Here is a 23,728-nt window from a genome sequence, read left to right on the forward strand (position 1 = left end):
AGACGTTAGTCAAAAAGGTCAGAGGATGGGGCTTTTTCTGGCCCGTCTTCGCCTTGCATGCCGTAAGGTAAGCTAGTATCGACAGCGTTTAGTCTATCTTGGCGTGCTTTTAAAAGGCGCTGCCATCTGTGCTGACAAAGCGTCAGTACTTTGCGCTTATCCTCATCTTGCATTTCATGCCAATGAAAACGCTCTTCTCGGCTACGGAGACACCCTTTACAAAAGCCTTTTTTACTTGATTGGCAAACGCCACGACAGGGGCTTTCTACATGAAACAACTCTATCTGCTCCATCGCCCTCTCCTATTATTGTTATTTGTTAGATTAAAAGTGCTTTAATAGCCTTTAATCCGTCGCTATTTGAAAGTCGTAAATCTCTTCAGGTGACATAAAGTATACACGTTCAGCTGGGGCTGCATCTAAGGAGAACCAATAAAAGCGCTCAGGCACTCCCATTTCCAGATAAAAGTTCACATAAGTCCCATGGATAGGGTCGGCAAGGTTAAGCTCTTCTGGCTCTATCCCTAGCTGGTCATACCATGAATGAACACCGACTCCGGCACCGGCACCAATATTGCGTTTTACGCCACCTAAAAATAAATCAACACCACCAGAAAGCACATAGCCAGTCCGTGCAATCATAGTGTTTAACCCTAAGCGGCGAATCAGCCTAGCAGCCTGCATAGTTGCTTCTTGGTCGATAGAGCCAGGAATATCCACCAGCACTAAGGTTTGAATATTAGGGCTTTGGCGCACCATATTCGTTAGCTGCTCTGGTAAATCTGGCCCTAGTACGCCAGAAATAAACGCTACGTCTTTTTCGATATAAATTTCTAATTGGGGGTTATCAAGGTTCGCTAGGTTCGGCTTTGAAGCCTGTGTATTAAGATTAGAACAACCCACTAGGCTCAAAAAGAGCACACATAAGCTAATACACTTAATAGCGGTAAACCTAAGGTGATTCATGCAACTGATCCTTTTCACATTTTAAATGTGACAAAAATAAACGCGTTTTAGCGTAGCGCTCGCAAAGAGGTTATTTTCCTGCGCTAAAGTAAAGCCCAATACTATATCGATGTCATTAACTTAAATAAGCATATTCTCTTATATACATGACATTTACACGCTAAATCCTAATTTGTCATTCTAACCTGCATTCTTCTGTCTGACGTTTTAAAGACGAAAAAAAACCATGCACTCTTTGCAAAGTTGCATGGTTTGCATTTATTACAGGGAATAAGCGACCAGACTCATCCTATAATAATGACCCTAACTCATTGAAACCATCCTGGGAGGGTAGGGTTTCTATTCGTTAGGGCCTATTCCCTACTATGAAGGGAAAGAGAAATGGGCGCCTTCACGAACACCAGCCGAAGGCCAGCGCTGTGTAATCGTCTTACGTTTAGTATAAAAGCGTACCGCATCAGGACCATAAGCATGAAGATCGCCAAACAAAGAGCGCTTCCAACCACCAAAGCTATGGTAAGCAACAGGCACAGGTAGAGGCACATTAATCCCCACCATACCCACTTGGATATTATCTGAGAAATAGCGTGCCGCCTCACCATCACGGGTAAAGATACAAGTACCATTGCCGTATTCATGATCGTCAATCATATCCATGGCAGCTTGCATGCTATCCACTCGCACAACCTGAAGCACAGGACCAAAGATCTCTTCTTGGTAGCTTTGCATGTCGGTGGTGACATTATCGATTAGGGTACCGCCAACAAAGAAGCCCTTGTCATAACCATCAACCGCCACATCACGACCATCTACCACAACCTTAGCGCCTTGCTCCTCGGCACTAGAGATATAGCCACAGACTTTTTCTTGATGGGCTTTAGTAATCACGGGACCAAAATCATTACTGGCATCCGTTGCCACACCCACTTTTAGTTTCTTCATGGCTTCTTGCATCTTAGTCACTAACGTATCAGCAGCTTGATCACCCACGGCAACCGCAACAGATAAGGCCATGCAACGCTCGCCAGAAGAACCAAACGCCGCGCCTAATAATTGGCTAACGACATTGTCCATGTCCGCATCTGGCATCACAATAGCGTGATTTTTCGCGCCACCTAGCGCTTGGCAACGCTTACCGTGAGCATTGGCTTGGGTATAAATGTATTCTGCTATTGGGGTAGAACCCACAAAACTCACCGCTTTAACATCTTTGTGTTCAAGCAAGGTATCAACCGCTTCTTTGTCACCGTTAACTAGGTTAAACACGCCATCAGGTAAACCCGCTTCTTGTAAGAGTTGAGCGATATATAAGGTGGCACTTGGGTCTCTTTCAGAAGGCTTAAGCACAAAGGTATTCCCGCATACAATTGCCATAGGGAACATCCATAAAGGCACCATCACAGGGAAGTTAAACGGGGTAATGCCAGCAACTACACCAAGTGGCTGAAATTCACTCCAAGAGTCGATATTAGGGCCCACATTTTTACTATGTTCACCTTTTAATAATTCAGGTGCACCACAAGCGTATTCCACATTTTCTATACCACGTTGCAATTCGCCCGCGGCATCATGGGAAATCTTGCCATGCTCTTCACCGATCAAGGCACAGATAGTGTCGGCATTATCTTCTAGTAGCTGCTTAAATTTAAACATGACTCTGGCACGTTTAATGGCGGGGGTATTACGCCATGCGGGATAAGCGGCTTTCGCTGCTGCTATGGCATCTTCTACCGTTTCTTTACTTGCAAGCGCGACCTGCTTGCTAACTTGTCCAGAAGCTGGGTTATATACATCTTGAGTTTGTTTCGCATCGTCACGTAACTCACCGTTAATTAAATGTCCTACCAAGCGCATGTGCTTCCCCTTAAGTCTGTGAGATGTCGTAAATCTAGCCTTTAGACCCTAGTTACGACCGAATTAGAAATCTTATTGACAGACTTTGCCTGCCACAATAGATTAAATAAATTCTCATCTATTAAACCTTAGTTAAGCAATTACTAACCATTTTATGAGAGTGTTTAAATCACCAGAAATTAGGTCAGCTTGTGGTATAGCCCAAACACAAGATTAATAAGGAGCAGCGTGTGAAACAGTTTAAAGGTCAAGTCAGCGACGCGGACTTAAGGTTATTGAGAATCTATAAAACCGTGGTTGAGTCAGGAGGATTTTCTGCTGCAGAAGTCGAGCTTAACATTAGTCGCGCCGCCATTAGTATCTCTATGGCAGACCTTGAAACACGATTAGGCTTTCGCCTATGTCAGCGAGGCCGTTCAGGTTTCTCCCTAACTGACGAGGGCAGTCAGGTTTATCAATACACCCTTCAACTTTTGTCTTCTATTGAAGGATTTAGAACTCAAATTAATGGCTTACATGAAAAGTTGATTGGGGATCTGAATATCGGTATTACGGATAATTTAGTGACCATGCCACGTATGGTGATTACAAACTCCGTTAGTTCACTCAAACAAAAGGGACCAGATATAACCATTAATATACGTATGATCCCGCCCAATGACATAGAAAAAGGCGTTTTAGACGGCAGTTTACACGTTGGCATAGTACCAGACCTTAGATTATTGGCTGGATTAGAATATCTGCCACTTTACCGTGAGAACTCCCAACTTTATTGCAGTAACACCCATCCTTTATTTGCAATCGATGATAAAAAAATCAAACCTGACGACATTTCCAAATTAGATGCTGTCGTTCCTGCTTATGCGCAAACCCCTGAAATTAAAGAGAAATTACAACAATTAAATGCCACGGCAACCGCCACAGATAGGGAAGGTGTCGCTTTTTTAATTTTGACGGGTAAGTATATTGGTTATCTGCCAGATCACGTGGCTCACGTCTGGGTGAAGGAAGGAAAGATGCGGTCCTTATTAGATTCACAATTCAATTTTGATACGGGTTTCTCTGCAATTACTCGAAAAGGGGCTTCTAGCAACTTAGTTTTAGAGACTTATCTTACTGAATTGAATCTCGAGATATCCAAAAATTAATCATAATATTCAATAAGTTAAAAGATAGGAGAATACACTCTCCATTACTGAATATTAAATATTAACAGCGAAGATATATAGTATTTTCTATCAAGACTTTGAGAGATATAAATTTTAAGACTATCATTCATATGCTTTGATATATTCTCATATGGAATATCTGGTTATAAAATTCCGCCAACTTAGACTTAGACAGCTGAACCTGATTCAGCTTTAACAAGTACATTGGAGTACTGAATGACCTCTTCTTCTCTCAAATTACTTAGCACAGGTGCTATTCTAGCGACCAGCTTACTTATTAGCGCTTGCTCCCCGGAACCAGAAACTAGCCAAATCGTGGAGGAAGTCGTTCGTCCAGTGAAACTGGTCACAGTCACATCTAACCTTGCTGAAAACATTCGTAGCTTCCCAGCAGAATTAAAAGCCAGCAATGAGGCAGACCTTGCCTTTCGAGTGGGCGGTCAATTAAATGAATTAGCCATAACATCTGGCCAAGAAGTTAAAAAAGGCCAGCTACTTGCCGCTCTTGACCCGACTGACTTCGAACTAGATCTTGAGCTTGCTAAAGCAGATCACCGTTTTGCGAAATCTGAGTTCGATCGTAACAAAGCAACCTATGAGAAGAGAGTAAGCAGTCGTGCCAGCTATGAGGCCAGCCGCGCTAGCCTAGATCAAGCTGAAAACGCGTTACAAAGAGCGAAGAACAACTTGGCATATACCCGCTTATACGCCCCTTTCGATGGCGTTATTGCTGATGTTGAAACAGAGAACTTCCAATATATCAGTGCCACTCAAAGTCTGATCCATATTCAGGACAACAAGACGATTGATCTTGAGTTCTTTATTCCTGAGAGCTTAATTGCCAACATTCAGGCCAGTGCCGTTAATTACAAGCCAGATGTCATCATCAATGTGTTGAATGACAAGGTTTATAAAGCCTATTACAAGGAATACAACACCACCCCAGATGACGAAACTAAGACCTATGAGATTACCATGGGGATTGAGCGTGATGCTGATGACTCAGCGAGATTATTACCGGGTATGACAGCTGATGTGGTGATAGATCTTGGCCTACTGATTAACCAAACCCACAATATTCTATTGCCTGTCGAAGCCATTTTTGAAACCACCACAGCCGGTAGCCAGCCAGAGCAGAAAGTGTGGCTTTATGATGCTGAAAACCAAAGAGCGGTTATGCGTAAAATTGAAGTAGGTTCTCTACAAGGTGATCAAATTGTCATACTGTCTGGCCTTGAAGAAGGTGAACAAGTCATTGCTGCAGGTGTTCATAGCCTGACCAGTGAAACCAAGGTTCGTCCTTGGGTTAGAGAGCGAGGTCTATAAGTGAATATCGCAGCCTATTTTATCGAACGAAAGGTCACCAGCTGGATGCTGACCTTGATCTTACTTGTTGGGGGCGTGATTGCCTTCACTGGTTTAGGTCAATTAGAAGATCCCGAATTCACCATCAAAGATGCCCTGATTATTACCTATTACCCAGGTGCGTCACCAGAACAGGTAGAGGAAGAAGTCACCTATCCGATTGAGATAGCACTGCAAAACTTAGCCTATGTGGATGAGATTAAATCCACCACCAAATCTGGCTACTCGCAAGTGACACTTACGATCAAGGAAACTTATCGTAAACAAGAACTAAAACAGATTTGGGATGAAGTGCGTAAAACCGTTTCTGACATTGAAGGTAACTTCCCCACTGGTGTTTCGACACCCGTTGTCGTCGATGACTTTGGCGATGTTTACGGGGTGATGCTCGCGGTTAATGGCGAAGGCTACCCTTACAAGGATCTTGAAACCTACATCGATTACCTAAAACGTGAACTTGTTTTGGTGGATGGGGTGAGTAAAGTGCAAGTGGCCGGTGAGCAAAGTGAACAAATCACTATCGAGATCTCACGTACTCGCTTAGCGACTATGGGTATCGATCCCTCTAGTCTCTCCAATCTATTAAGCACACAAAACACAGTATCTAATGCAGGTTCTGTCCGTGTGGGTGACGAATATATCCGTATTAGCCCAACCGGTGAATTCCAAGATATTTCAGAGCTTGAAAGTCTAATCGTGGGTACACCTACCTCGGGTGAAATGATTCGCCTGAGCGACATTGCCACGATTAAACGTGAGTATGTTGACCCACAAACTAACCCCATTAACTTCAACGGTCATACCTCTTTATTGTTAGGTATTTCATTTGCCTCTGGGGTCAACGTAGTTGAAGCCGGTAAGTTGATCGAAGCCCGTATCGGCGAATTAAAATACCAGCAGCCTATTGGTATTAACCTAGATACGGTTTACTTCCAATCGAAAGAAGTTGAACGCTCTGTTAGTAACTTTCTACTTAACCTAGCCGAAGCTGTAGGCATCGTTGTCTTAGTACTGCTTGTCTTTATGGGCATTAAGTCCGGCATCTTAATTGGTTTAATCTTGTTATTAACCATTTTAGGTACCTTTATCGTGATGGAGTACTTCGCCATTAACCTACAACGTATCTCTCTTGGTGGTTTGATTATTGCCTTAGGTATGCTGGTGGATAATGCCATAGTGGTGACCGAAGGTGTCCTGATAGGCCTCAAGCGTGGCATGTCTAAACTCGAAGCCGCTTCTTCTGTTGTAAACCAAACTAAATGGCCGCTTTTAGGCGCTACCATAATTGCGATTACAGCATTTGCGCCTATTGGTTTATCTCCAGATGCTGTGGGTGAATTTGTTGGATCACTTTTCTATGTGCTACTTATTTCACTTTTCTTAAGTTGGATTACGGCTGTCACCCTGACCCCATTCTTCTGTGATTTATTCTTTAAAGAAGAAATCAAAGCAGGTGAAGAAGAAGGTGAGGACCCATACAAGGGCGCTTTCTTTGTAGGCTACAAATGGCTATTAGATAAAGCGCTGCATTATCGTTGGATTACCGTTTTACTATTAATTGCCAGCTTAATGACTGCAGGTTGGGCTTTCCAATTTGTGAAACAGTCGTTTTTCCCACCTTCCACGACACCTATGTTCTACCTTGATGTAGAAGGACCATCTGGTACGCATATTGATGCCAGTTACGAATTAACCAAAAACATCGAGCAACGTCTGTTAAAAGAAGACGGTGTGAGCACGATTACGTCGACGACAGGCCAAGGTGTACCTCGCTTTATCCTGACCTATAACCAAGAGCAGTCTAACTCTAGCTATGCGCAATTCATTATTCGTACGGACACTGCAGAAGTCATTCCTGACTTGATTGAGCGTACTTATTACATAATGAAGAATGAGTTCCCTGATGTTGAAGCTAAACTACAACGTCTTGAACTTGGGCCAGGCTCTGGTTCGAAAATTGAAGCACGTATCACAGGACCAGATCCAAAAGTGTTACGTAGCATCAGTGAAGAAATTAAAGAAATCTACCGTGCCGATGGTGGTCTTGAAAATATCAAAGACGACTGGCGTCAACGCACAAAAGTGCTAAGACCTCAGTTTGATGAAGAGCAAGCGCGTCGACTGGGTATTAGTAAAGCCGACCTTGATCAGGTACTACTCGCTAACTTTAATGGTTCACGTATTGGCCTTTATCGTGATGGTTCAGATATCTTACCGATCGTACAAAAGGCACCGGCTGAAGAACGTCGTTCAATCGATCAGATCCGTGATCTACAGATCTATAGCCCAGCAACAGGTGCTTACATCACCCTCACTAGCTTGGTGAAAGGTTTTGATGTGATCTGGGAAGATCCGATCATTAAGCGTCACGATCGTAAACGTACCATTACTGTGATGTCTGATAACAAGATTCTCGAGGGTGAAACAGCCATGGCTGTTTTTGGCAGAGTGCGTGGCCCAATTGAAGCCATTGCCTTACCGCCTGGCTACAGCCTTGAATGGGGTGGTGAATATGAAAGCAGTACCGATGCGCAAGCAAACATCTTTACCGCCTTGCCTATGGGTTACTTATTCATGTTCATCATAACCGTACTCCTGTTTAACTCGGTGCGTGTACCGCTTGTTATTTGGTTCTGTGTACCACTGGCCTTAATTGGTGTGTCATCAGGCTTATTAGCAATGAATACCGCCTTTGGCTTTATGTCTCTCTTAGGCTTTTTAAGTCTCTCGGGCATGATAGTGAAAAATGGTATCGTGCTCGCAGATCAGATCAATGTGGAACTAGAGCAAGGGAATGACCCTTATAAAGCCGTCTTTAACTCGGCTGTCAGCCGTGTAAGACCCGTTTGTATGGCGGCAATCACCACTATTCTAGGTATGATTCCACTATTGTCAGATGCCTTCTTCGAAGGTATGGCGGTGGTCATTTCGTTTGGCTTAGGGTTTGCGACCATTTTGACCTTGATCGCTGTTCCTGTGTTTTACGTCATCCTATTTAGAGTGAAATACCGTTCGATGAAGTCCCTATAAACTAGGTGCCACTTCACCCATTAAGGCAGTCAGTACAACCACTGGCTGCCTTTTCTAAAGAAATACCCTTTTCTTTACATTCTTAAAGCACCACGAAAGCTTTTGGCAAAAGAGAGAACTATGCGTACTGATGAATTATTGCAACTCGACATCAAACTACTGGTGGCTTTTCATACCATTATTGAAGAAGGTAGTGTCTCAAGAGCAGCAGAAAGATTAGGCGTTACTCAGCCAGCCTTAAGTAAGAGCCTACAAAAGTTACGCGCAGTATTTAATGATGCGTTATTCTCTCGACAAGCCTATGGCTTAAGCCCTACCGCGAGAGCCTCAGAGCTGCATTTACAAATTGAGCCCATTTTGCACTCTCTGTCTTCGCTTACCAGCCCACCACAACTGGACTTATCTGAGCTCACGAGGCATTTTTGTCTGCATATTCATGAAAGCGTGTTAGCCAGTTTTATTGAGCCGCTATTATCTGAAATTTACGCTGAAGCACCCAATGTAAAGCTTTCCATTGCTAACTGGGGTAACCAAAGTTTTAGTGAGTTAGGTTTATCCACCGTTGATTTAGGCATTGGCATGATAAACGGCACCCCAAATAGCATCCGCTCTAAGCTAATTGGGCATATTGAAGGCTGTATTTTAATTAGCAAAGCACACCCTCTTTTTCAGCAAGAGGCGATGTGCATTGAAGATTTAGTCAACTACCCTTTGGCCACGCATCATATTCAACGTCAATCCATGAGCCCTTCCATTACGCTACAAAAACTGCAACAACAAGGCTTTGATATTACGCCAAACTTGGAAACAGAAAGTTTATTAGCCGCGATGAAAGCCATTAAAAATGGTATGACACTGATTACAGGTTATGCCACAGCAAACCTAATGATGTCATTTATGGCTGAATCAGGAAAAGCCGACGATATTCGGCTTTTACCCCTACCAGACGATATCGTTAAGCTTGACCCATACGATAATCAGCACCCAGTACAAATGTGTTGGCATGAAAGAAACAATAATGAGCTGGCCCATAAATGGCTAAGGGAAAAAATTGCCAATCATATGAAAAACTCCCCCTGGATGATCAATAAAAAGATCAAACATCTCTAGCAGAAATAGACTAAATAGGGCTCACTGTTGAGTTTTTCGCTACAGTGAGTTGGTCATTTTCAGGCTTATCAGGCTCAATTTAAAGACCTATAGTGTTCCTGTTTTCACTTAGGATAAACACCATGAGTCGTCTCTATTCCCAGATTCCAATCGCCCTCTTTGCTGGGGCGATATTAGCCATTATGATTAAGCTAAATGCAGGTTTAGCAAATATCAGTTCCCCCCTTGAAGCCTCATGGATTGCCCATGGTTTAGGTGCAGTGACAGCACTAGGTTTGCTTTCTTTATTTTCGTACAAACCAAAAACGGACAGCAAAAAGCTAACAAAACACGCCCCTTGGTTCACTTATCTTGGTGGGTTACCTGGCGCTTTTACAGTCATCCTAGCAGGTATTACAGTCAACTCCCCCTTAGGCTTAGCAGGCTCTTTAGCACTCGCTTTGCTGGGCCAAGTCCTATTCAGTTTGATAGTGGATTATTTCGGACTATTTGGCAGTTTTAAAAAAACCTTAGGAGTAAATGACATAAAAGTGATCGGCTTAATCCTCACAGGTTGTTTATTTATCATTTTTGCGAGGGTTTTATGATGATAAGCATGATATTTTTCGCCTTATTGAACGGTTTTTGCATTGGCCTCAGTCGCAGCCTCAATGGCCAACTCAGCCAATTTAAAGGCCCTTTTAAAGCGTCATATTACAACCATTTAATTGGTTTTATCTTGTTAAGTCTTATTTTAATAGGGCTAGATTTTGAGGTTAAAAATCTTATTAAGATAGGGCATTTAGACAATTGGCACCTATTCCTTGGTGGCCTAATTGGTGCTTTGTATGTTGCTTTAAACAGTTATGTCTTAAGTTTGATGGACACCACAAGAGCGGCGTTATTCGTTATCAGTGGGCAAATGTTAGCCGGCATCTTACTTGATATTCTTCTACAAACAGAGGCGGATAAATTATTAAACTATGGTCTGCAAGCACTAGGAGTCATTTTGATTATTTGGGGGATTCGCTTATCTCTGGACAAAAGTAAGCCAGCAAAACAACGGCCAACGAGTAACATCCCTGTCAACAAGCTAACCAAGTCTGAAGTTTAAACTTCAGACTCTCTAATCCAGTGAAAGCGTGGGATTTCTTCACCGCCCACCACGACACTTTCTATAAACATGGATAAGGGGCGTGCCCACCAACCATAGTCGCCATAAAGTGCTTGATAGATCACCAGTGATTCTTCCGTTTCACTGTGTTTTACTACCTTATCAACCTTGTACTCAGCGCCTTTATAATGACGATAAATGCCTGCTTTAATCTCTGCACTCATGCTTTTACTCTCTTATACTTCATGTTTTTAATGGCTAGTTATGTATTTAGGACAAAAAAAGTCCCTTTTTAAGAAAATTTTGTCGCAAAAACAAAACTAGCCATCTTCTTTACTTAAGCCATTTCATCAATAATAAAATAACTAATCTACCCATTTACCCTATTGATCTTGTTTTTCACAATAAGGAAAATTTTATGTACCTAGTTCGTCCAGTCGACTTTGCTGATCTACCAGCATTGGAAAGATTAGCGCAACAAGCGGGTATTGGATTTACCAATTTTCCAGCTAATCGTGACAGACTCAATGACAAAATAGCCTCCTCTCGCCGTTCTATGCAACAAGAGGTGGTACAACCGGGCGAAGAATCCTACTGCTTTGTGTTGGTAAACACCAGTAATGATGAAATTGTTGGGGTTTGTGGTGTAGAAGCCATGGTAGGTACAGATGCACCTTTTTACAGCTATCGCATTGATGAAGTCGTGCATGCATCTCCGCAATTACAAATACACAACCGCATTCCTGCACTTTTCTTATGCCATGACTATAGCGGCACCAGCCGACTGGTCGCACTTATCGTAGATCATCAGCACCAGAATAATGAAGCCATGTCCTTGTTATCACGTGCACGTCTTCTTTTCATCGCCCAACACCAAGAGCGTTTCACTTCTAAATTATTTGTGGAATTACGAGGCGAAAGCGATCAGGCAGGCTACTCTCCATTTTGGGATTCTCTAGGTAAGTACTTTTTTAGCATGGACTTTCAAAAGGCTGACTATTTATCCGGTGTGAGTAATAAGCATTTCATCGCCGACCTCATGCCAAGGTATCCCATTTATGTGCCAACTCTGCCAGATGCCGCCCAACAAGTCATAGGCGTAGTGCATGAAGACTCAGAGAAAGCCAGCGACATTTTGTTAGAAGAAGGTTTTGCCTTTAAAGGCTATGTGGATATTTTTGACGCAGGCCCAAGCGTTGAAGCCAGAACCAGTGACTTAAGAACCATAAGCCAGCGTAAAACATCGCATTTTAGCTTGCAGCAATCTAAACCAGAAGAAACAGTCTCTTTGCATATTATTGCAAGCGGCGAATTAGAAGAATTTAGGGTAACCCTGGCAGAAGCCAGTTACCAGGCAGACACTGACACGCTTGCCCTTTCTGCTGATGTTGAAAAGACATTGCAATTAGCAGCAAAAGACAAGGTGAGTTGGACGCCAATTTAAGCGAATAAAACGAATTTAAGTAATCCCTTTTTTAACCCATGATTATATTGATAGAGGCCTTATCTTATGATGGTCATACGCCCAATCGCAAAAACTGAGCTAGATTCCCTATACCATCTAGCAGATAAAACAGGAGTTGGTTTTACCTCTCTTGTACCTGATGAAGCGATTCTAAAAAACAAAATTGAAGTCTCTAATAAGTCTTTTGCCAAAGAGACCATAGAAGGTCCTACTGATGAAAGTTACCTGTTTGTGCTGGAAGATACCGAAACAGGCGAGATAGTGGGAACCAGTGGTTTATTAGCAACCGTTGGCCTTGATGAGCCTTTCTACAGCTACCACCTAGGTAAATTAGTTCATTCTTCCCGTGAGCTTGGCGTACATAACATTATGCCGACCTTGGTATTGAATAATGATTACACAGGTTTGAGCGAAATCTGCACCTTGTTTTTAGAAGAAGGCTACCGTCACTCTAAAAATGGACAACTGCTATCTAAAGCACGCTTTTTGTTCTTAGCGCAATTCCCTGAGCGTTTTACCAATAAGATTTTTGCAGAAATGCGTGGAGTTAGTGACGACGAAGGCCGTTCACCGCTTTGGGAATCTTTAGGCCGCCACTTCTTCTCCCTTGATTTTAAAAAGGCAGATGAATTAACCGCATTAGGAAGCAAGCAATTTATTGCTGAATTGATGCCAAGTAACCCAGTTTACACTGCTTTCTTAAGCCAAGAGGCGCAAGACTGTCTGGGTCAGGTACACCATAAAACCGCACCAGCATTACGTCTATTACAACAAGAAGGTTTCTGCTACGAAAATTATGTCGATATCTTTGATGGCGGTCCAACTGTTGAAGCCCATGTACCAAACATACGTGCAGTGCGTGAGAGTCGTCTATGTCTTACGACAATTAGCGATGAAGCACCTGAGAAAGAAGGCACCTACTACCTAGTGTCTAACTCTAAGCTAGCTGACTTCCGCTGTATTTTGATTCAACGTAACAGTACACCCGGCAGCACCTTAACCCTGAGCCAAGAAGAAGCTGAGCATTTGTGTGTTAACAACAAAGAAGCCGTTCGCATTGTCGAGCTGTCCGCGACTAAAGCATAACAATTTATTAGGATTTAGATGATGACTATGAAACAAGAACACTATATCAATGGCCAGTGGGTAGCAGGAACAGGCAATGCTTTTCAATCAATTGATCCAGCGGATGCTAGCCTAGTATGGGAAGCAAAAGCAGCCGGTCCAGAACAAGTCGATGCCGCACTTAAAGCAGCGCGTAAAGCATTCCCAGCTTGGGCTAACTCAAGCCTAGAATACCGTTTAGATATCATTAAAAAGTTTGCTGAGAAAGTTAAAGAAAATACTGACCTGCTGGCGACTCTGATCAGCCGCGAGACAGGTAAACCTTTTTGGGAAACAAAAACAGAAGTGGCTACGACCATAGGTAAAGTAGGGATTTCTGAGAAGTCTTACCACGAACGTACTGGCACAAAAGCAACCGCCATGCCTGCAATTGGCGGCTCCAATGTAAGTGCTCACCTACGCCACAGACCTCACGGTGTAGTCGCTGTATTTGGTCCTTATAACTTCCCTGCGCATCTACCAAATGGCCATATCGTACCGGCTTTGATTGCAGGTAATACCATAGTACTTAAGCCAAGCGAGCAAACACCGGCTGTTTCAGATTTGATTATTCAGCTATGGCAAGCAGCTGGCCTGCCTGATGGGGTTCTTAACCTAGTTCAAGGGGAGAAAGAAACCAGTATCGCGCTAGCTAACCATGATGAGCTTGATGGGCTTTTCTTTACAGGTAGCCCAGAAGTAGGCCACATTTTACATAAAGCTTATGCGGGTCACCCAGGTAAGATTCTAGCGCTAGAAATGGGTGGTAATAACCCACTGCTAGTGTCTGATAAAACTCAAGATTTAGATGCAGTGATTCATGAGATCGTTCAGTCTGCGTTCCTATCTGCAGGCCAGCGTTGTACTTGCGCACGTCGCCTTCTAGTACCAAACAATGCTCACGGTGAAGCGATTCTGGCCAAGCTCATTGAAGTCACTAAAGGTTTGAAAATTGATCGTTTTGATGCCCAAGACCAACCTTTCATGGGACCATTAGTATCCGCTCAAGCCGCTGACAATATTGCGACAGCCTTTGCTCGTTTGGTTGGCCTTGGTGCAGACACTTTGTTAGCAGCAGAGCGTGGCGAAGCAAACACTGGTTTTATCTCTCCTGGTATTTTGGATGTCACCGAGCTTGCGGCAAAAGGTGAACTACCTGATGAAGAGTATTTTGGCCCGCTACTAACCGTTGTACGTTATGACGATATGGATCAAGCAATGAGCCTAGCCAATGCCACTAAGTTTGGTCTGTCTGCGGGTATCTTGTCAGACGATAAGACTGAGTATGAGTGGTTCTTACAACACTCACGTGCTGGCATTATCAACTGGAACCGTCAAACAACCGGTGCTGCGGGTACTGCACCTTTTGGTGGTACAGGTGCCAGTGGTAACCACAGATCTAGCGCTTATTATGCGGCGGATTATTGCTCTTATCCTGTATCAAGCATTGAAGTAGATGCTTTGACCGTACCAGAAACCTTGGTACCAGGCATTGCCCTTTAAGGGCAATGGGGTCAAACAAATAAGAGATAACCAACAAGTGTTAATAAACACTGAGAAAGTATTTAGCAAAGGTAATTAGCATGTCGGCAATTGAAGCAAATTTTGATGGTCTAGTGGGGCCAACACACAACTATGGCGGTTTATCGTTTGGTAATGTGGCCTCTTTAAACAATCAGGCCCAAGCCTCTAATCCAAAAGCAGCAGCCAAACAGGGCCTAGTTAAAATGAAAGCCTTGGCTGATATGGGTTTTGTTCAAGGTGTTTTAGCCCCCCATGAACGCCCTCATATGCCGACACTAAAATCCCTTGGGTTTACCGGTACTGATGCGCAAATTTTAGCTCAAGCGGCTAAAGAAGCACCACACCTGCTAGCGGGTGTGAGTTCAGCGTCCTGCATGTGGACAGCCAATGCGGCAACCGTATCACCTAGTGCGGATAGTGCGGATGGTAAAATTCACTTTTCACCAGCTAACTTGGTTAATAAGTTTCACCGTGCGATCGAGCACCCAGTGACTGGGGCTATTTTGCAGGCAACTTTCCCAAGTGATAGACATTTTGCCCATCATAAAGCCTTGCCTAGCATGGATCATTTTGGTGATGAAGGTGCTGCCAATCACACCCGTTTTTGTGATGAATACGGCAACCAAGGCATAGAGTTTTTTGTCTATGGTCAAGAAGCCTTTAACGCTGCAGCACTAAAGCCAAGCCGCTTCCCAGCAAGACACACATTAGAAGCCTCTCAAGCGGTTGTACGTCGTCATGGATTAAATGCATCGCATACTGTCTATGCTCAGCAAAACCCTGCTGTTATTGATGCTGGCGTGTTCCACAATGACGTGATTGCCGTAGGTAACCGTAACGTTCACTTCTATCATGAAGAAGCCTTTCTATCGAGTGCTCAAATGCGTCAAGATCTTGAGCAAGCGTGGGCAGGTAATCAGGGTAAATTGCACTTTATTGAAGTAAAAAGCAGTGAAGTCAGTGTCGAAGACTGTGTTAAATCCTACTTGTTCAACAGCCAGTTAATTAGCCGTGGTACTGACGATATGATCATCATAGTACCGGGTGAATGCCAAAATAATGCCAATGTTTGGGCCTATCTTGAAGCGTTAAAAGCGGGACCAAGTCCAATTAACGAAGTACAAGTGTATGATCTAAAACAAAGTATGAGTAATGGTGGCGGCCCAGCTTGCTTGCGCCTTCGTGTCGTTTTGAATGATGCAGAAAGAGCGGCTGTTAACCAGTCTTGCTTAATGAATGATGACTTGTTTGCTCGTTTAAATACTTGGGTAGACAGCCATTATCGTGACCGTTTATTAGAATCAGATCTTGCTGATCCACAGCTATTAATCGAGACACGTACTGCCTTGGATGAATTAACCAAGATAATGAAGTTAGGGTCTGTTTACGACTTCCAAAAAGCTTAATCCGCTTTTTTAATTCGCACATCACCAAAAGGCACAACTTTTATGAAGTTGTGCCTTTTTCGTAATAGTAATCATCCGATTGCATAGTGCTGAACAAAACACAGATATCCGATTCAGTCACCAAAGCTGGCTTAACCAGCTCGGTAATAATTCGCACTACATCTGCTTTTTGCTGTTCTGTTCTGGCAAACCAAAGTACCTCAAAAAAAGGATAAGCCAGACTAGCACCACCCGCTCCTAGATAAGTAACGGCTTGATATTCTAAGGTAAAATGTGAGGCAGGTAAGTTTAGATAATCGGTTAGAGCCTTGATTAAAGGCTCAGAGATATGCTCTAAGTCTTCAAAAGGCATTCCGCGAACACGAATATGTGGCATGAAAATCCTGTTTTAAAAGCGCTCTGGCTCTTTAGAAAATTGAAGTTTTGAGTTTATTCATCAAGATAGCTAAAAGAGTGTGAACCGATCACAGTACCATTTTGAACAATTTCTACTGTCCAAACACCATCAAAACCAGGTAACAGTCTTTTACTAGACCAAACACGCCAGCGATCGCCGCCTATATTGAAAGGAATTTCAGCCATAACATCACCTTCAAGTGTCCAACGGTGAAGCACCTGATCACCCGCCATATCACGTAAATCAGTGTAAAAGTAAACTTTTTGAATGCCACCATATTGCACAGGAATGATAGGGCCGAGACTGTCAATCGGCTCACGTTCAATAACATCACTGGTAAATTGCGCTCTGGCAATAGACGCGGCCCATGAGGATACGGGCAGGGCAATTAAAACCCCAGTTAACAAGGTAAATTTTAGGATGGTACGTAGCATAGGTAACCCTTTAAATTGTCAAAAACTAGGTAAAAAACATGACAAAAAATAAATAGCCAAGTAGGGATTCTAATCGCCTTAGTAGGAGCAAGTCTAGCTGTAAGCGGGTTCATTTGACTTCTTTCTGACACGCTTCAATGTTATTGCTCTGTTACAAAGACAGTAGGAAAAACTAAAAAGGTCAGGCTAAACCAGAAGTTAGCTTAGGTACTTGGGTTTAATTGATAAATACGTTTTGATTAATTATTTCGCTAAAAAAGCCCAAATGCTTTTGGGCTTTTCTCTAACAAGATAATAAATTCATTTATCCGTTTCTATCCGCTAATGGCGTAGAGAAGGTATATTCCATATCCCAAGGGAAGCGAATCCAAGTATCTTGACTTACTTCAGTCACAAAAGTATCCACCAGCGGCTTACCAGCAGGCTTAGCAAAAATAGTGGCAAAGTGTGCTTTTGGTAACATCTCTCTAACCACTTGTGCGGTACGCCCAGTATCCACTAGATCATCAATCAAAAGCATACCTTCACCATCACCTTCAACGCCTTTTAAGATGGTTAGTTCACCTTGCTCATTCGCCTCTTTGCCTGATGAGTCATAGCTTGCAATACAAAGGGTATCTATTAAACGTACGTCCAATTCGCGACAAATTATAGCCGCCGGTACCAGGCCACCTCGAGTGATAGCAATGATTCCCTTCCAAGGCCCTTGCTCTAATAAGCGCCAAGCTAAGGCTCTAGCATTACGATGCAGTTCATCCCAAGACACTGGGTAATCTTTTGAATACGGGTTCATGCTTAGCTCCTACCAATCAAGGTTGTCAATTTAGGCGAATAATTTTTCATTTCACCTAATAAAATGAAGAGCGCATTCTACCCAATTGATTGGTTAATTTGTATTCTTTTAAAGTCTCATTTGAGCTTTAGAGGCAAGCCCGCGCAGACAAGTTCAACCTGCTCACTTAAACGAGCTAGCTCTTGATTTAGTAGGCCAGCTTCATCCCCAAAGCGTCTCGCCATCGCATTCATGGGCATGATACCCGCCCCTACTTCACTACTAATACAGACTAGCTTGGCTTGGGTTTGCTCTATGGCACTTATAAACGCAGATTTATGTCGATTAAAGGCCTCATCATCTTCCAAACAGATAAGGTTAGTCAGCCAAAGGGTCATACACTCAATTAAGATCACCTTATTTTGGTTTTCTGGTGCCAGTAATATTGAGGCAATATCAATACTCTCTTCCACTAGCAACCAGTGCTCAGGTCGGCTATTTTGGTGTTTTTCAATGCGATCCAGCATGCCCTTATCCAGCGCTTGGGCTGTTGCCAGATATACAACCTCTCTTGACTCTGCATCCGCTAAGGTTTGGGCTAGCTCTTGTCCATGAGCACTCTTGCCACTACGTACGCCACCAATCACTAAATGCTTCACTCTACTTCCTCCACTTGACCAACACCCTGAGTTTGCCCATTTAATAACGCTTGCTGCACTCGCTTGCTGATTAAATCGAACTCGGTATCTGCAGGTAAGGCAAACCTTAGCCAAGCATCGCCCAAACGAACATGTATGGACAAAGCTTGTAGCCACTCAAACAGCCCCTCAGCTTCATCACAAAACAAGGTATAAAAAAGCTCACTTTGTTGCCAACGAACAGACTGAGAGAGGGCTATAAAGAACTGATTAATCAAAGGTTTAATCTCTTTTTCAAAGCGCTGACTACGGCTCACTAAATCTCTGCTAGCCTGTATTTGCCAAGAAACATCTTTAAAAGCTTGGCTTAAAAGCCAGGTAGCAGGCGTCGCAATCGGCCAAGGACCAGTGACGGAAGCCAACCCTTTTAAAATTAGCTGGCTTGCAAAGCAAAAACCCACTCTGGCGCCAGGTAAACCAAAAAACTTGCCTACTGAGCGCAAAACAATCAGGCAAGCTGGCCATGCTTTATCTTGGTAATGAGAAAGTAAACTCGCACCAACCACACCATCAATAAAAGCCTCATCAATAATGAGATAAGCCTTACGTACTTGTGCCGTCTCTATCAGACTAAGTAATTCAGCTAAGGTTAATTTATTGGCACTAGGGTTATTGGGTTGAATCAAGACTAATACTTGCCAACTTTTTACCGTGAGATCCTGAGTGTTTTTATAGGTATCAACAGCATACTGCCACTTAGACCAAGCGAAGCCATGCTCTTGATAGCCCACCTCTGGCACCAGAACCTTGGTTTTATGTCGAATTTCGGATGCAAACAATAGGTTTGGTAAGGCTTCAATCGCCTGTTGTGTACCCGCTATTGGTACAAAATTATTAGCGCCGTAATAGTCGGCAGCCGCTTGTTTTAAGCTATCAAGGTCGGGCAATTCATACCAAAGAAAAACAGGCACTTCAGGCACAGGCCAAGGGTGTCGATTTACCGCAGAAGAAAGGTCTATCCAAGATTCTTTAACATCTTGTAATACGCCCAAAGAGCGACGAAGTGCCAAGAGATTACCACCGTGTTTGGGCTTCTCTTGGCTAAGATCTAGTTCATTATTCATATCTTTATATTGACCAGAGGTCGAATTAAAACCTATAGGGTGAAAGCAAGATTAAAAAAGCGCAATAAAGGCAACGGATAAAAACCACAGGTAAAGGGTCTTATCTACTAGCGTTATAGATCTTACAAGATCTTTTGCCTGAGGCACCTCTCCTTTGCCTAAAACCGGGCGCGATTCGGTCTTGCCAAAATAAACCGCCTCGCCGCCAACGGCTAGCCCTAAAGAAGCTGCGCCTGCGGCCATGACAGGGCCTGCATTCGGGCTTTTCCAACTGGCTTCTGGCGCTCTTGCCGCTTGCATTGCATTTGAGTATTGGCCACACAAGGCATAACTAAATACCACCAGCTTAGCGGGGAGATAATTAAGCACATCATCCACTCTTGCTGCGCACCAACCAAAATGTAGCCATTTATTGGTTTTATAACCCCACATGGCGTCCAAAGTATTGGCAAGACGATACAAGATTGCACCTGGTACACCCAAAATCAAAAACCAAAATATGGGGGCAAACACAGCATCGCTGCCATTCTCCAAAACAGATTCGATACCTGCTTTAGCCACTTGTTCTTCATTAAGTGAGTCAGTATCTCGGCTAACAATATAAGAGACAGCAATACGGGCCTGTATTAAATCCCCTTTCAATAAGGGATTTGCAATAGCGAGTCCATGCTCCCTTAAGCTTTGCCAACCAATGCTAAAGTAAACAATGACAACCGCCAAAGCATTTAGAATCAGTGTCGGCAGCAGGCTTTCAAGCAACTCCCAAAGCAGCAATAAAGGCACCACAGCGAGTAACCAAGCAAAGACACCAAATAATCTTTGGCTAAATGCAGACCAGCTTAAGGGCAACTGACACCAAGCTTGGCATTGATCAACCCAGCGGCCAAAAGTGATAAGAGGATGCCAAGATTTTGGCTCACCTAAAACGCGATCCATGATAAGAGCAAGCAAGAGAATAATAGTGCTGGCAAAAAAGGTCTCTGTCATCATTCGCTCTTAATCAGTATCTGGGCGTGATACTTAAAATGGGTCATGGGAATAAGTGATTTTTTCAATCAAGAAATTAGCTTAAGTGATAGAATTCTATCACCTTATTGCCCTAATAGTGATTCAAAAATAATGACAGCATTTAGCCTAATGATTCAAGGCACCACCTCAGATGCAGGTAAAAGCACACTTGCCACAGCCCTATGTCGCTTACTTAAACGACGTGATTTAGCCGTTGCGCCATTTAAGCCGCAAAATATGGCCCTAAACAGTGCGGTAACAGCATCCGGTGGCGAGATAGGCCGTGCACAGGCAGTTCAAGCCTATGCCGCTGGCATTGAACCTCATATCCATATGAATCCTATTCTGCTTAAGCCAAATACAGACATAGGGGCTCAAGTCATTATTCAAGGCAAAGCCATAGGCAATATGAATGCCCGTTCTTACCATGACTATAAGGAAACAGCGAAAGTCGCTGCGCTAGATTCTTTTAAACGCCTTAGCGAAACCTATGACAGCATTATTATTGAAGGCGCTGGCAGCCCTGCAGAAATCAACTTAAGAGCCAAAGACATTGCCAATATGGGCTTTGCAGAAAGCGTGAACGCGCCTGTGATTATTATCGCTGATATTGATAAAGGCGGCGTTTTCGCTCACCTTGTTGGCACTCTCGCGCTACTCAGTCAAAGCGAACAAGACAGAGTCATCGGCTTTGTCATTAACCGTTTTCGTGGCGATGTGAGTTTGTTGCAATCAGGCCTTGATTGGCTCGAAGAACATACAGGTAAACCTGTACTAGGAGTCTTACCTTACCTCAAAGGTTTTCATTTAGAATCTGAAGATGCTGTCGCTGATTCTACCCCTGTTGAAAAACATGCAACTAAATTAAAAGTCGTCATTCCTATCTACCCAAGAGTCAGTAACCATACTGATTGGGACGCTTTGCGTTTGCACCCTGAGGTTGAAGTCATCCTGGTTAAAGAAAACCAGCCGTTTCCTGCTGCTGATCTGATTATTTTACCTGGGTCTAAAAGCGTACAGTCAGATTTAGCTTATTTGAAACAACAGGGATTTGAGGCTTATTTAAACCATCACCTGAGATACGGCGGTAAGGTGATAGGTATTTGCGGTGGTTACCAGATGTTAGGTAATTACCTTAACGATGCGCTTGCATTGGAGAATCACACTCCGACAACTAGCCAAGGTTTTGGCCTGATTCCTATGCAAACGGACTTATCCCCAGATAAACAACTCACTCAACAGACAGGGAAACTCACTTGGGGAGAAATGGCCAGTATTAGGGGTTATGAAATTCACGCAGGTGTTGCCTCTTTTAGCCAAAAACATCAGGCATTTTGTACTTTCGAATCCGGTCAAAACGAGGGTTATTTAGCCGATGACAATGCCATTATTGGTACCTACTTACATGGACTATTTGATCATCCAGAGGCATTAGCTGCTTTATTAAAATGGGCAGGTTTAGATGCGGCCGCAGCCTTTAATTACGATGAATATAAAAACAAAGAGATAGATAGGCTTGCAGATAGCTGTGAGGAACACATGAATATTGATGCGCTTATCGATAAGGCGAAAGCATTTAAGCTTACTCTTTAGCCGCTCTCGCATTTTGGGAAAAAGAGACAAATCAGGCTAAACACTCTCTTGTTTAGCCTGATATTAAGCAACAACGCCTGCTTCTTCGTATTTTATCTTACGATTCAATGCACGGTTAACCACAAAGCGAAACCTCAGTATTAACAAGAAAGACAAGAGCGCAAGACCTGACCCTAGGCCGATATAAAAACCTCTCACATTCAATTCTGCCGCCCAAGGACTATAATGCGCTAACCAGTAACCTAGTGGCAGGCAAAGCACAAATAAAGAGATAGCAAACGCAATCATAGAAAAGCGAGTATCTCTAAAACCACGTAAACCACCTGTAAAGACAGTTTGCAGCATGTCGACTACCTGATATGAAGACGAAATTAATAATAAGCCTGCTGCCATAGCAATAATCCTTGGATCATCGGTAAAGAAACGGGGAATACTCTCATTAAAAGTTTGAGTAACGACAAAGCAAATTAAGACATAACCTAAACCTAGACCGACGATCACTCGCATACGCTTACGAACCCCTTCAACCCCTTCTTTAGACAAAGATTTTGCCACCACAATGGCTGTCACGGCACTCATTGCCATCATAGGTGTAAAAAGAATAGAGGTATAAGACATAATAATTTGCCCTGCACCAATAGCACGATCACCAAAACTTGATATCAGCCAAGTCATGGAAGAGAAAAGACCAATCTCAAAGGAGAAAGCAAGCCCTGCTGGCAGCCCCACATTGAGCAAGATACCAAATCGAAACAGATATTTGGTTTTGATCTTAGTAAATAGGGTTTTAGGACTAAAAAACTTATCGTATAGACAAAAGATCGCTAGGCTGGAATAGATAGAAATAGTTGAAGCCAGTGCCGCACCTGCCGCCCCCATTTCAGGGAAACCAAAGTGACCAAAAATAAACAGATAGTTAAGCCCAGCGTTCATGAGCAAACCGATTGCTGCCGCAATCAGTGGAAAGTTTGGCCTTCCTGCCGCTTCAAATAAATTCTTATATCCCACAATAAAAGCTAACACAGGAATCGCTGGGGATAATATCTGCAAATATTGTACGCTGACCCTTTGGGTTTCCTCTTCACTTGCCATCATGACGGCAAAATGAGGCAACACAAAAGCCACTACCAAGGCGGCAATGACACCAATAATTAAGCACACACCTAATGTCTGCGACATATAAATATTAACCATACTCATTTGGCGTCCATGAAGGTGACGGGTAACCAAAGGGGTGAGGCCAAAGGTGATCCCCATTAAGAAGCAGCCTACGGGTGTCCACAAGCTAGAAGCCAAACCCACTGCAGCTAAATGATAAGGACTATAGTTACCCAGCATCAAAGTATCCACCAAACTAATGGATAATTCTAAAGTCAAAGTTAGCACCATTGGCATTAATAAATGCAGAACTTCCTTTAATACTGGCCAACGATTTAACATAACTGAATCCTTATAAAATCACGCTTATTATGATCATCCTGAACTGCCCTAAAATAGGGCAACTTAAGATAAATCGGCATAATGTAGCACTTTAAGCTTTGAATGGCAGCAGATCCTTTCTAATCTGCGCCCTGCTATTTTCATTATGCGATTTAAGACTTGCTAAGCTATTGAAATAGAATGAAAATCAACAGACATTTTGATTTATAATTTTTCAGTAAGCAGTATTACGGACAG

22 protein-coding genes are annotated in these 23,728 nt (G+C 43.1%); 11 read left to right on the forward strand and 11 right to left on the reverse strand.

Going from position 1 to position 23,728, the window contains the following annotated elements; genetic code table 11:
* Window positions 1–5: 5 nt before the first annotated feature.
* The 3 genes from MED121_RS12430 to MED121_RS12440 form a co-directional block, all read right to left on the reverse strand.
* Entirely contained in the window at window positions 6–293 is a 288-nt protein-coding gene (locus MED121_RS12430) for a DUF1289 domain-containing protein (RefSeq protein ID WP_009834055.1), read from the reverse strand.
* A gap of 51 nt (window positions 294–344) precedes the next feature.
* A complete protein-coding gene (locus MED121_RS12435) occupies window positions 345–965 on the reverse strand; it encodes an alpha/beta hydrolase (RefSeq protein ID WP_009834056.1) in 621 nt (206 codons plus the stop codon).
* A gap of 363 nt (window positions 966–1,328) precedes the next feature.
* The gene (locus MED121_RS12440) at window positions 1,329–2,819 is read right to left on the reverse strand and encodes a CoA-acylating methylmalonate-semialdehyde dehydrogenase (protein WP_009834057.1); all 1,491 of its coding nucleotides are present in this window, start codon (window positions 2,817–2,819) and stop codon (window positions 1,329–1,331) included.
* Between the two features lie 230 nt (window positions 2,820–3,049).
* Between MED121_RS12440 and MED121_RS12445 the strand changes: the two genes are divergently transcribed.
* The 6 genes from MED121_RS12445 (at window position 3,050) to MED121_RS12470 (ending at window position 10,586) form a co-directional block, all read left to right on the forward strand.
* Complete coding sequence (locus MED121_RS12445) at window positions 3,050–3,967, forward strand: LysR family transcriptional regulator (protein WP_009834058.1); 918 nt, start codon at window positions 3,050–3,052, stop codon at window positions 3,965–3,967.
* A 237-nt stretch (window positions 3,968–4,204) separates the two neighbouring features.
* Entirely contained in the window at window positions 4,205–5,314 is a 1,110-nt protein-coding gene (locus MED121_RS12450) for an efflux RND transporter periplasmic adaptor subunit (RefSeq protein ID WP_009834059.1), read from the forward strand.
* Window positions 5,315–8,383, forward strand: coding sequence for an efflux RND transporter permease subunit (locus MED121_RS12455; protein WP_009834060.1), 3,069 nt, complete (start codon window positions 5,315–5,317; stop codon window positions 8,381–8,383).
* A gap of 120 nt (window positions 8,384–8,503) precedes the next feature.
* Window positions 8,504–9,493, forward strand: a complete 990-nt coding sequence (locus tag MED121_RS12460) for a LysR family transcriptional regulator (RefSeq protein WP_009834061.1) — start codon at window positions 8,504–8,506, stop codon at window positions 9,491–9,493.
* Window positions 9,494–9,615: 122 nt separating this feature from the next.
* Entirely contained in the window at window positions 9,616–10,080 is a 465-nt protein-coding gene (locus MED121_RS12465) for a DMT family transporter (RefSeq protein ID WP_009834062.1), read from the forward strand.
* 8 nt (window positions 10,081–10,088) lie between these two features.
* The gene (locus tag MED121_RS12470; RefSeq protein WP_207382815.1) at window positions 10,089–10,586 is read left to right on the forward strand and encodes a DMT family transporter; all 498 of its coding nucleotides are present in this window, start codon (window positions 10,089–10,091) and stop codon (window positions 10,584–10,586) included.
* Here MED121_RS12470 and MED121_RS12475 read toward each other — a convergent pair.
* A complete protein-coding gene (locus MED121_RS12475) occupies window positions 10,583–10,810 on the reverse strand; it encodes a DUF1653 domain-containing protein (protein ID WP_009834064.1) in 228 nt (75 codons plus the stop codon). The two genes, MED121_RS12470 and MED121_RS12475, sit on opposite strands and share 4 nt — an antisense overlap.
* A gap of 194 nt (window positions 10,811–11,004) precedes the next feature.
* Here MED121_RS12475 and astA (MED121_RS12480) point away from each other — a divergent pair, with 194 nt between their 5' ends.
* The 4 genes from astA (MED121_RS12480) (at window position 11,005) to astB (ending at window position 16,085) form a co-directional block, all read left to right on the forward strand.
* Window positions 11,005–12,030, forward strand: coding sequence for an arginine N-succinyltransferase (astA, locus tag MED121_RS12480; RefSeq protein WP_009834065.1), 1,026 nt, complete (start codon window positions 11,005–11,007; stop codon window positions 12,028–12,030).
* A 66-nt stretch (window positions 12,031–12,096) separates the two neighbouring features.
* Window positions 12,097–13,137 (forward strand): arginine N-succinyltransferase, encoded by a 1,041-nt coding sequence (gene astA / locus MED121_RS12485; RefSeq protein ID WP_009834066.1) that lies wholly within the window; start codon window positions 12,097–12,099, stop codon window positions 13,135–13,137.
* A gap of 18 nt (window positions 13,138–13,155) precedes the next feature.
* Window positions 13,156–14,658, forward strand: a complete 1,503-nt coding sequence (gene astD / locus MED121_RS12490) for a succinylglutamate-semialdehyde dehydrogenase (protein WP_009834067.1) — start codon at window positions 13,156–13,158, stop codon at window positions 14,656–14,658.
* Between the two features lie 80 nt (window positions 14,659–14,738).
* On the forward strand, window positions 14,739–16,085 hold the full coding sequence (astB, locus tag MED121_RS12495) for an N-succinylarginine dihydrolase (RefSeq protein ID WP_009834068.1): 1,347 nt from the start codon (window positions 14,739–14,741) through the stop codon (window positions 16,083–16,085).
* A gap of 40 nt (window positions 16,086–16,125) precedes the next feature.
* Here astB and MED121_RS12500 read toward each other — a convergent pair whose 3' ends face one another.
* The 6 genes from MED121_RS12500 to cbiB all read right to left on the reverse strand — a co-directional run bounded on the left by MED121_RS12500 (window position 16,126) and on the right by cbiB (window position 20,437).
* On the reverse strand, window positions 16,126–16,461 hold the full coding sequence (locus MED121_RS12500; protein WP_036180443.1) for a DUF1904 family protein: 336 nt from the start codon (window positions 16,459–16,461) through the stop codon (window positions 16,126–16,128).
* A gap of 53 nt (window positions 16,462–16,514) precedes the next feature.
* Window positions 16,515–16,916, reverse strand: a complete 402-nt coding sequence (locus tag MED121_RS12505) for a DUF2914 domain-containing protein (protein ID WP_009834070.1) — start codon at window positions 16,914–16,916, stop codon at window positions 16,515–16,517.
* Between the two features lie 304 nt (window positions 16,917–17,220).
* Window positions 17,221–17,709 (reverse strand): xanthine phosphoribosyltransferase, encoded by a 489-nt coding sequence (gene gpt, locus MED121_RS12510; protein ID WP_009834071.1) that lies wholly within the window; start codon window positions 17,707–17,709, stop codon window positions 17,221–17,223.
* A 116-nt stretch (window positions 17,710–17,825) separates the two neighbouring features.
* Window positions 17,826–18,347: a bifunctional adenosylcobinamide kinase/adenosylcobinamide-phosphate guanylyltransferase gene (gene cobU / locus MED121_RS12515; protein ID WP_009834072.1), complete on the reverse strand. Its 522-nt coding sequence runs from the start codon at window positions 18,345–18,347 to the stop codon at window positions 17,826–17,828.
* On the reverse strand, window positions 18,344–19,450 hold the full coding sequence (locus MED121_RS12520) for an aminotransferase class I/II-fold pyridoxal phosphate-dependent enzyme (RefSeq protein ID WP_009834073.1): 1,107 nt from the start codon (window positions 19,448–19,450) through the stop codon (window positions 18,344–18,346). The genes cobU and MED121_RS12520 overlap by 4 nt, the downstream gene beginning before the upstream one ends.
* A 51-nt stretch (window positions 19,451–19,501) precedes the next feature.
* Entirely contained in the window at window positions 19,502–20,437 is a 936-nt protein-coding gene (gene cbiB / locus MED121_RS12525) for an adenosylcobinamide-phosphate synthase CbiB (RefSeq protein WP_242603206.1), read from the reverse strand.
* Between the two features lie 132 nt (window positions 20,438–20,569).
* Here cbiB and MED121_RS12530 point away from each other — a divergent pair, with 132 nt between their 5' ends.
* Window positions 20,570–22,051, forward strand: a complete 1,482-nt coding sequence (locus MED121_RS12530) for a cobyric acid synthase (RefSeq protein WP_036180665.1) — start codon at window positions 20,570–20,572, stop codon at window positions 22,049–22,051.
* A gap of 63 nt (window positions 22,052–22,114) precedes the next feature.
* Here MED121_RS12530 and MED121_RS12535 read toward each other — a convergent pair whose 3' ends face one another.
* Window positions 22,115–23,491: an MATE family efflux transporter gene (locus MED121_RS12535; RefSeq protein WP_009834076.1), complete on the reverse strand. Its 1,377-nt coding sequence runs from the start codon at window positions 23,489–23,491 to the stop codon at window positions 22,115–22,117.
* Window positions 23,492–23,728 lie beyond the last annotated feature (237 nt).

This window comes from Marinomonas sp. MED121 (genome assembly GCF_000153025.1).
GTDB lineage: Bacteria > Pseudomonadota > Gammaproteobacteria > Pseudomonadales > Marinomonadaceae > Marinomonas.